Annotated in this window: 1 protein-coding gene and 1 pseudogene; one reads left to right on the top strand and one right to left on the bottom strand. The window is 74.9% G+C overall.

Going from position 1 to position 975, the window contains the following annotated elements:
- Positions 1–207, top strand: a pseudogene (locus C1J00_RS43660) (sensor histidine kinase); the annotation flags it as partial.
- Here the strand turns inward: C1J00_RS43660 and C1J00_RS43655 are convergent.
- Positions 180–975 (bottom strand): serpin family protein (locus tag C1J00_RS43655; protein ID WP_102914252.1); only part of this gene is annotated, 796 nt, incomplete at its 5' end. The pseudogene C1J00_RS43660 and the gene C1J00_RS43655 sit on opposite strands and share 28 nt — an antisense overlap.

Genomic DNA, 975 nt, shown 5'->3' with positions numbered 1-975 from the left:
GTGCACAACACCGCCCCCGGCCCCGTCGCCGCCCGGCCGCCCCTCCCCGGCGGCGGTCACGGCCTGGTGGGCCTGCGCGAACGGGCCCACCTGCTGGGCGGCGACTTCCACGCGGCCCCGTCGCCCGACGGCGGCTTCATGGTGAAGGCGGTCTTCCCGGTGGGGTGGACGGGCACGCGTCAGTCCGCCGACGTGTCCGGTACGTGACCGCCGCCGTCCTGCGTAAACGGCGTGGGGTCGGTGACCCACCCGGCCGCGAGAACCAGCCCGCTCTCACGGTGGACCGTCAGGAACCCGAAGGGACGGTCGAAACAGGCCATCGCCCGGGTCGTCTCGTACGGCGGCTCCTGGGACGACCGGCCGCGGTAGATCGCGGCGAACGCCGTCACCGCCGCCGCCCTGAAACCCTCGGCGCTGAACGTGGCCGTCATGGTCTGCCGCGCGCGGTCCAGGACGAGTGGCGTCCGGCTCATGCCGGGAAAGGGAACGGCGCCCGGGGAGTCGCGGGCAGCCGTGGTCAGGCCGAAGAGGTCGCGCGAGGCCAGCAGGTCGTGCTCGGTCCGCAGGGTGAACTCCACGGTGAACAGCGACAGCGACGGCGGTTCAAGAGTGTGGGTGCGCCGCTTGACGACGTGCAGCCCCGGGCCGGGCCCGCCCTCCGGCAGTCGGCTTCCCGGCACCCCGTCCAGCGCGCCGGACAGCAGGCCCGTCCCCGCGCCCAGCACCTCGCCCGGCCTCATCCGCTCCGTGCCCAGCAGCAGATGGACGTCGACCCCCGTCACGCCGCGCACGACCACCCGCGTGACGGCACCCGCTGCGGTCCGGGCCACGGCGACGCCGTCGAGGTCCGGAACCTCCCGCACGAGCCCCGCCCGGTCGTGGCGGCCGAGCCAGCCGCCGAAGTGCCCCTCGAACGGCACCTCCCAGTCCGCCCCCAGAACCAGCGCACTCGCCATCACCAGGGACGTCTCCGGC

Source organism: Streptomyces cahuitamycinicus, assembly GCF_002891435.1.
Lineage (GTDB): Bacteria > Actinomycetota > Actinomycetes > Streptomycetales > Streptomycetaceae > Streptomyces > Streptomyces cahuitamycinicus.
This window is presented reverse-complemented; position numbering and strand designations above follow the sequence as displayed.